The 6,962-nt window shown below is 66.7% G+C and carries 9 protein-coding genes; 6 read left to right on the forward strand and 3 right to left on the reverse strand.

The annotated features are described in order from the left end of the window. Positions 1–56: 56 nt before the first annotated feature. From ACK59X_RS33385 to ACK59X_RS33405, 5 genes are all read left to right on the forward strand, one after another. Positions 57–2,105, forward strand: coding sequence for an acetyl-CoA carboxylase biotin carboxylase subunit (locus tag ACK59X_RS33385; protein WP_409963594.1), 2,049 nt, complete (start codon positions 57–59; stop codon positions 2,103–2,105). 19 nt (positions 2,106–2,124) lie between these two features. After that, entirely contained in the window at positions 2,125–2,955 is an 831-nt protein-coding gene (locus ACK59X_RS33390) for a YdcF family protein (RefSeq protein WP_409963596.1), read from the forward strand. Between the two features lie 40 nt (positions 2,956–2,995). Then, positions 2,996–3,469 (forward strand): VOC family protein, encoded by a 474-nt coding sequence (locus ACK59X_RS33395; RefSeq protein ID WP_409963598.1) that lies wholly within the window; start codon positions 2,996–2,998, stop codon positions 3,467–3,469. Further along, a complete protein-coding gene (locus tag ACK59X_RS33400; protein WP_409963600.1) occupies positions 3,469–3,822 on the forward strand; it encodes a hypothetical protein in 354 nt (117 codons plus the stop codon). Before ACK59X_RS33395 ends, ACK59X_RS33400 begins: the two co-directional genes overlap by 1 nt. Positions 3,823–3,920: 98 nt before the next feature. Beyond that, complete coding sequence (locus ACK59X_RS33405) at positions 3,921–4,313, forward strand: phosphopantetheine adenylyltransferase (protein WP_409963602.1); 393 nt, start codon at positions 3,921–3,923, stop codon at positions 4,311–4,313. Positions 4,314–4,481: 168 nt separating this feature from the next. On the opposite strand, the gene ACK59X_RS33410 is transcribed toward ACK59X_RS33405, so the two are convergent. Next, positions 4,482–4,658 carry a hypothetical protein gene (locus tag ACK59X_RS33410; protein ID WP_409963604.1) on the reverse strand — a complete coding sequence of 59 codons (177 nt, stop codon included), beginning with the start codon at positions 4,656–4,658 and terminating at the stop codon, positions 4,482–4,484. Here ACK59X_RS33410 and bioB point away from each other — a divergent pair. Further along, on the forward strand, positions 4,657–5,706 hold the full coding sequence (gene bioB / locus ACK59X_RS33415) for a biotin synthase BioB (protein ID WP_409963606.1): 1,050 nt from the start codon (positions 4,657–4,659) through the stop codon (positions 5,704–5,706). The genes ACK59X_RS33410 and bioB overlap by 2 nt on opposite strands. Here bioB and ACK59X_RS33420 read toward each other — a convergent pair whose 3' ends face one another. Together ACK59X_RS33420 and ACK59X_RS33425 are read right to left on the reverse strand one after the other, a co-directional pair. Beyond that, on the reverse strand, positions 5,707–6,639 hold the full coding sequence (locus tag ACK59X_RS33420) for a response regulator (RefSeq protein WP_409963608.1): 933 nt from the start codon (positions 6,637–6,639) through the stop codon (positions 5,707–5,709). Between the two features lie 13 nt (positions 6,640–6,652). Then, the coding region (locus tag ACK59X_RS33425) for an HD-GYP domain-containing protein (RefSeq protein ID WP_409963610.1) at positions 6,653–6,962 on the reverse strand (310 nt) is incomplete at its 5' end.

A 6,962-nucleotide genomic window follows, 5' to 3' on the forward strand; every position in this document is an offset into this window, starting at 1 on the left:
GTGCCAGCACCTAACCCAACCAGTTCCGGCTCGTACTTTTAGAAAAGAAGATCGCCATGTTTACCAAAATATTGATCGCCAACCGGGGCGAAATCGCCTGCCGCGTCATCGCCACCGCCCGGAAGATGGGCATCGCCACCGTGGCCGTGTATTCCGACGCGGACAAGGAAGCCCGCCACGTGAAGCTGGCCGACGAGGCCGTGCGCATCGGCGCCGCGCCCAGCCGCGAGAGCTACCTGCTGGCCGACAACATCATTGCCGCCGCCAAGAAGACCGGCGCCCAGGCCATCCACCCGGGCTACGGCTTCCTGTCGGAGAACGAGGCCTTTGCCCAGCGCTGCGAGGACGAGGGCATCGCCTTCATTGGCCCCAAGGCGCATTCGATCGCGGCCATGGGCGACAAGATCGCCTCCAAGAAACTGGCCAACGAGGCCCAGGTCAACACCATTCCTGGCTACAACGACGCCATCAGCGGTCCTGAGCAGGCGGTGGAGATCGCCAAGGGCATCGGCTATCCGGTGATGATCAAGGCCTCGGCCGGTGGCGGTGGCAAGGGCCTGCGCGTGGCCTTCAATGACAAGGAGGCCTTCGAGGGCTTCGCCAGCTGCCAGAACGAGGCACGCAACAGCTTCGGCGACGACCGCATCTTTATCGAGAAGTTCGTGCAGCAGCCGCGCCACATCGAGATCCAGGTGCTGGGCGACAGCCACGGCAACGTGATCTACCTGAACGAGCGCGAATGCTCCATCCAGCGCCGCCACCAGAAGGTGATCGAGGAGGCGCCGTCGCCCTTCATCAGCGACGCCACGCGCAAGGCCATGGGCGAGCAGGCCGTGCAACTGGCCAAGGCCGTGAAGTACCAGAGCGCCGGCACGGTGGAGTTCGTGGTCGGCAAGGACCAGGACTTCTACTTTCTGGAGATGAACACCCGCCTGCAGGTGGAGCACCCGGTGACCGAGTGCATCACCGGCCTGGACCTGGTGGAGCTGATGATCCGCGTGGCCGCCGGCGAGGCCCTGCCGCTGACCCAGGCCGACGTGAAGCGCGACGGCTGGGCCATCGAGTGCCGCATCAACGCCGAAGACCCGTTCCGCAACTTCCTTCCCAGCACCGGGCGCCTGGTGCGCTTTCAGCCGCCGGAAGAATCGATGTTCCAGTCCGACACGGCCAAGAAGCTCGGCGTGCGCGTGGACACCGGCGTGTACGAGGGCGGCGAGATCCCGATGTTCTACGACTCGATGATCGCCAAGCTCATCGTGCACGGCACCGACCGCGACGACGCCATCCACAAGATGCGCGCGGCGCTCAACGGCTTTGTGATCCGCGGCATCAGCAGCAACATCCCCTTCCAGGCGGCGCTGATGGCGCACCCCAAGTTCGTCTCGGGCGACTTCAACACCGGCTTCATCGCCGAAAACTACAGCCAGGGCTTTGCCGCCGAAGACGTGCCGCACGAGGACCCGCTGTTCCTGGTGGCGCTGGCCGCCTACATGAACCGCCGCTACCGTGCGCGCGCCTCGGGCATCAGCGGCCAGTTGGCCGGGCACGAGGTCAAGGTGGGCGAGCAGTTCGTGGTGGTCACGCTGGGCGCCGGCGGCCAGAACGTGCACAACGCCGTGTCGGTGACGGATTTCGAGGACCTGTCCGGCTCCAGCGCCGTGACTGTGCAGGACCGCACCTACCGCATCAGCAGCTCGGCCACGCTGGGCCAGGTGCGCGTGCAGGGCCAGTGCAATGGCCTTGGGTTCACCGCCCAGGTGGAGCGCGGCGCGGGCAAGAACCCGCTGGCGCTGCGCATCGCGCACAACGGCACGCAGATCGAGGCCATCGTGCTCTCGCCCCTGGGCGCGCGCCTGCACCAGCTCATGCCCTTTAAGGCCCCGCCGGACCTGAGCCGCTTTTTGCTTTCGCCCATGCCCGGCCTGCTGGTGGATGTGGCCGTTCAGCCCGGCCAGAAGGTGCAGGCCGGCGAGAAGCTGGCCGTGATCGAGGCCATGAAGATGGAGAACATCCTCTTTGCCGCGCAGGACGGCGTGGTCGGCAAGATCGTGGCCGGCAAGGGCGAATCGCTGGCCGTGGACCAGGTGATTCTGGAATTCCAATGATCGCGGGGCGCACCCAACCGTGTTCGTGACGGTGGACGAATGGCCATCGGCCGCGCCCCGCAGGCGCTGGCCGCTGGCGCGCCTGGCCTGCCTGCTGGTGGGCGCCGTGCTGCTGGCCGATGGCCTGGTGCTGATGTCCATGGGCCTGTTCTCCATGGGTGTCACCGTGCCCGGCGCCCTGGGCCTGGGCTTGTGCCTGCTGGCCTGGCGCTGGCACCCCCTGCAATCCTGGCGCAGCCGCTCGCGCACAGGCCGGCGCCTGTGGCGCGCGGGCTGGCTGCTGCTGCTGGCCTGGGTGACGAGTGTCGGCCTGTTCTGGAATGCGCTGGCAGGGCAGGTGCGCGAATTCAATGCCAGTATGGCCGATGTGCAGCCCCAGGCCATCATCGTGCTGGGCAGCGGCACGCCCAACGGCCAGCCATCGCCCGCACTGCGGGCTCGGCTGGACAAGGCGCGCGAGCTGGCCGCCGCCCACCCTGCGGCCTGGGTCGTGGTGTCGGGCGGGGTGGATTTTGGCGAGACCGCGAGCGAGGGCCGCATCATGGGCGACTACCTGCGCGCCCAGGGCCTGGCGGCCGAGCGCATCCTGCAGGAAGAGCGCAGCACCAGCACCGAACTGAACCTGCGCTACAGCCTGCCGCTGCTGCAGGCCAAGGGCCTGGGTCTGGAAAGCCCTGTGGCCGTGGTCACCAGCGACTTCCACACTGTGCGCGCCCAGCGCATCGCGCGCAAGATCGGCTACACGCAATCCGTGGTGGCAGCGGCCCCCACGCCGCTCTACCTGCGCTACAACGCCTGGCTGCGCGAGTATTTCGCCACCGCCAGCAGCTGGATCCTTGGCGAGGTGTGATGCTTCGCCTGCAACCGCCATTCTTCCTATCGAGACTGCCATGAACACATCCGCAACCCGTCCCTTCAAAGTCCTGGGCATCCAGCAGGTCGCCATCGGCGGCACCGACAAGGCGCGCATGAAGACCCTGTGGGTGGACATGCTGGGCCTGACCCAGACGGGCACCTTCCAGAGCGAGCGCGAGAACGTGGACGAGGACATCCTGGCCATGGGGCAGGGCGCCCACAAGGTGGAGGTGGACATCATGCAGCCCCTGGACATCGACAAGAAGCCCGCCGTGCACACCACGCCGCTCAACCACATCGGCCTGTGGATCGACGATCTGCCCAAGGCGGTCGAATGGCTCACCGCCCAAGGCGTGCGCTTTGCGCCGGGCGGCATCCGCAAGGGCGCTGCGGGCTACGACATCACCTTTTTGCACCCCAAGAGCAACGACGAGTTCCCGATTGCGGGCGAGGGCGTGCTGATCGAGTTGGTGCAGGCGCCGGCCGACGTGATCGCGGCGCTGGGCTGATGGCCTCCTCGGGGCGCTGCCTGCGTACTGCGGCGATGGTGCTGCTGCTCGCGCTGGCCAGCCCCGCGCCCTGGGCTGCTGGTAACGCCTACCCGCTGGACTGGGCCCGCCCCGGCGAAACCCTGCAATACCGCTCCTGCGGCTGCGCCGACAGTTGCTGGGTGGCCGAGGTGAGGAACCGCCGCACCCGCCAGACCCTGGCCAGCCTGCGCTGCGACTGTGAACGCCTGTTCTCGCGCGTGGGTGCACGCGGGCCCGAGACCGAGCGCGCCCCGAGCTGCGCCGCGTTCGAAGGCGCGGCGGACAAGCCGGCCGCCATCCGCAACGCACTGGAAGAACTGCTCGGGCGCTGATCCTGGAAAACACCGTCCATGACCTGGCGGGTCATGGATCCGTAAGTCCATGGGGAATACAAACGGAGCATTCCGTCCTTTCATGGAGTTGTGTTCCCATGCGCATCCTCACCACCCTGGCCCTGCTGGTCGTGGGCATCATCCACCTGATCCCCGTCTCGGGCGTGCTCGGCCCCGAGCACCTGGCCCGCCTGTATGGGGCCGCACCGTCCGACCCCAGTGCACTGATCCTCATGCGCCACCGCGCCGTGCTGTTCGGCATCGTGGGGGCGGTGTGCGTCTACGCCGCCTTCAAACCAGCCCTGCAATGGCTGGCCCTGGCGCTGGCTTTTTCCAGCGTGGCCTCTTTCCTCTGGCTCGCCTGGTCCACCGGCGGATTCAACGCGCACCTGCAGCGCGTGGTGCAGGCCGATGTCCTGGCCCTGGCATGCCTGCTCGCGGGGGCCGGTGCGCTGCTCTGGACGGAACGCACGCTGCCAACGGCGCCCTAACTTTCACGAACGTCGAAGCTTCCAGGGCGGCCTGGCGTGCAAGATGGAAGCAAAAGCGCTCCATAGGCTGCAAGTTCCGCAAACGGATTTTTAGGTGCTTTCAAAATGCAGTCTAAGTAATCCAAATGCACGCTTTGTCGCTCTTCATGCATTTGCAAATGAATGAAGTTATGGAACAGAAATTTGTGGCACTTTTTGTGACCATACAGCTTGTATCTGCACCAAAACCTCCTTCAAAATCAGAGTGATAGCAACGCAAGGTGCCATTTCATCCATCACCGCAGTGGCGCCTTGTGTGACACCGGTGCGCGTGGCGTCCGGCATCTTTGAAAGGATCACCCCCATGGAATCTCACGCACTGTCCACCCCCCAGCCCATCCAGTTGCACCGCCCCGCGCCCAAGCCGGCAGTGCAGGGCGAATGGTCGGTCGCGGCCATCCAGGCCCTGCTCGACACACCCCTGATGGACCTGCTGTTTCAGGCCCAGACCGTGCACCGCCGGCACTGGCCTGCGGGCGACATCGAATTGGCCACGCTGCTCTCGGTCAAGACCGGAGGTTGCCCCGAGAACTGCGGCTACTGCCCGCAAGCGGCCGAGTTCGACACGGGCGTCAAGGCCGACAAGCTGATGGCCGTGGACGAAGTGCTGCGCGCCGCCCAGGCCGCCAAGGACGCAGGCGCCACGCGCTTTTGCATGGGGGCCGCCTGGCGCGCGCCCAAGGACCGCGATATCGAAAAAGTCAGCGAACTGATCGGCGCCGTCAAGGGCCTGGGCCTGCAGACCTGTGCCACGCTGGGCATGCTCGAAGGGCACCAGGCCCAGGCGCTCAAGGACGCTGGCCTGGACTACTACAACCACAACCTCGACACCGCCCCCGAGTACTACACCGACGTGGTCAGCACCCGCGCCTACCAGGACCGCCTGGACACCTTGCAGCATGTGCGCAGCGCCGGCATCAGCGTGTGCTGCGGCGGCATCGTCGGCATGGGCGAGGCACCCGTGCACCGCGCCGGGCTGATCGCCCAACTGGCCAACCTCAACCCCTACCCGGAATCCGTGCCCATCAACAGCCTGGTGCGCGTGCCCGGCACCCCGCTGGCCGACAGCGATCCCATCGACCCGCTCGACTTCGTGCGCATGATCGCCGTGGCCCGCATCACCATGCCCAAGGCGCGCGTGCGCCTCTCGGCCGGCCGCCAGCAGCTGGGCGAGGCGGTGCAGGCGCTGTGCTTTCTGGCCGGGGCGAATTCGATCTTCTATGGCGACAAGCTCTTGGTGACGGGAAACCCGGATGTGGAGGCCGATGTGCAGTTGCTGGGCAAGCTGGGGCTGGTGGCGACAGGGCAGGCCGCGACCCATGTCCCCCAGGTTTCCGCAGCCTGCTGCCCCTGATCAGACACCGCGCAGACTCCTCACCTCCGCCCGCAACCGCTCCACCTCCGCCTGCAACCGGCTGTTCTCGTGCATCTGGTCAAAATCCTTCTGCAATTGCTTGCGGTGCTCCACGTAGTACATCAGGTTGCTGACCCGCAGGCGCAGCAGCTCGGGCTCGATGGGTTTGAAGACATAGTCGATGGCGCCTAGGCTCAGGCCCTGGTGGCGTGAGGCGTCGTCGGTCATCGCTGTGACGAAGATGATGGGTGTGCATTCCGAGGCGTGGTGCTCGCGCAGGCGGCGCGCTACCTCGAAGCCGTCCATGCCGGGCATCATCACATCGAGCAGTATCAGGTCTGGCGGCGCGTCGGACTGGCAGATGGCCAGGGCCTTTTCGCCGCTCTGGGCGATCTTGACCTTGAAGCGGTCGCGGAACAGGCCGGCCAGCAATTGCAGGTTGTCGGGCGTATCGTCCACCACCAGGATGGTGGCGCGCTCGGGCTCGGCGGGTGGTTCGGGCACGGGCTCCAGCGGGGGCGGGGGCGCCAGTGCGGAGACCAGGGCCTGGGCGTCGCGCTGCATCACCCTCTGCATGCGCTCGATGAGGCGGCGTACCGTGAAGGGCTTGACCAGCAGATCGCCGATGCCGAGGCGGATGGCTTTGGCAGCCGAGTCGCGGTCCAGCCCGCCCGACATCAGCATGAAGGGCAGGCCCGCCAGCTTCGGGTCGGCCCGCATGGCTTCGAGCAACCCGAGGCCGTCCATGCCCTGCATGTCCATGTCGCAGACCACCACGTGCACGGGTTCCGCGCGCAGCAGCTGCAGGGCGCGGGCGCCGTCGCGGGCCTGCAGCACCTGGCCGAATCCGAAGGTCTGCAGCTGGCTGGCCAGGGCCTGGCGCATGGCGCTGGCACCTTCGGCCAGCAGCACGGTGGTCTTGGAGGGATGCATGGGATGGATGGGCTCAAGTCTTGCGGGCGCCGTCTGCGGTGAGCTCGATGTGCTCGGCAGGCAGGTCGGCGGCGATGCGGTCCACCTGGGCGGCCAGCGCATGTTCACCGTCGGAAAAGCGCTGGGCGATGGCCCTGAACTCCTCGGACAGCGCGAGGAAGGCGTCCACCATGTCGGGATCGAAATGGCTGCCCCGGCCGTCGCGGATGATCTCCACTGCCATCTCGTGCGGGAATGCGGCCTTGTACACGCGCTCGGAGATCAGGGCATCGTAGACATCGGCCACCGCCATCAGCCGCGCTGACAGCGGGATGGTGTTGCCC

The organism is Acidovorax sp. (assembly GCF_046339755.1).
Taxonomy (GTDB): domain Bacteria; phylum Pseudomonadota; class Gammaproteobacteria; order Burkholderiales; family Burkholderiaceae_C; genus Acidovorax.

Bases quoted from the DNA above. Each gene is read 5' to 3' on its own strand.
- ACK59X_RS33385 (WP_409963594.1), top strand. From the start codon at position 57: ATGTTTACCAAAATATTGATCGCCAACCGGGGCGAAATCGCCTGCCGC.
- ACK59X_RS33395 (WP_409963598.1), top strand. From the start codon at position 2,996: ATGAACACATCCGCAACCCGTCCCTTCAAAGTCCTGGGCATCCAGCAG.
- ACK59X_RS33400 (WP_409963600.1), top strand. From the start codon at position 3,469: ATGGCCTCCTCGGGGCGCTGCCTGCGTACTGCGGCGATGGTGCTGCTG.
- ACK59X_RS33405 (WP_409963602.1), top strand. From the start codon at position 3,921: ATGCGCATCCTCACCACCCTGGCCCTGCTGGTCGTGGGCATCATCCAC.
- bioB (WP_409963606.1), top strand. From the start codon at position 4,657: ATGGAATCTCACGCACTGTCCACCCCCCAGCCCATCCAGTTGCACCGC.
- ACK59X_RS33410 (WP_409963604.1), bottom strand. From the start codon at position 4,658: ATGGGGGTGATCCTTTCAAAGATGCCGGACGCCACGCGCACCGGTGTC.
- ACK59X_RS33420 (WP_409963608.1), bottom strand. From the start codon at position 6,639: ATGCATCCCTCCAAGACCACCGTGCTGCTGGCCGAAGGTGCCAGCGCC.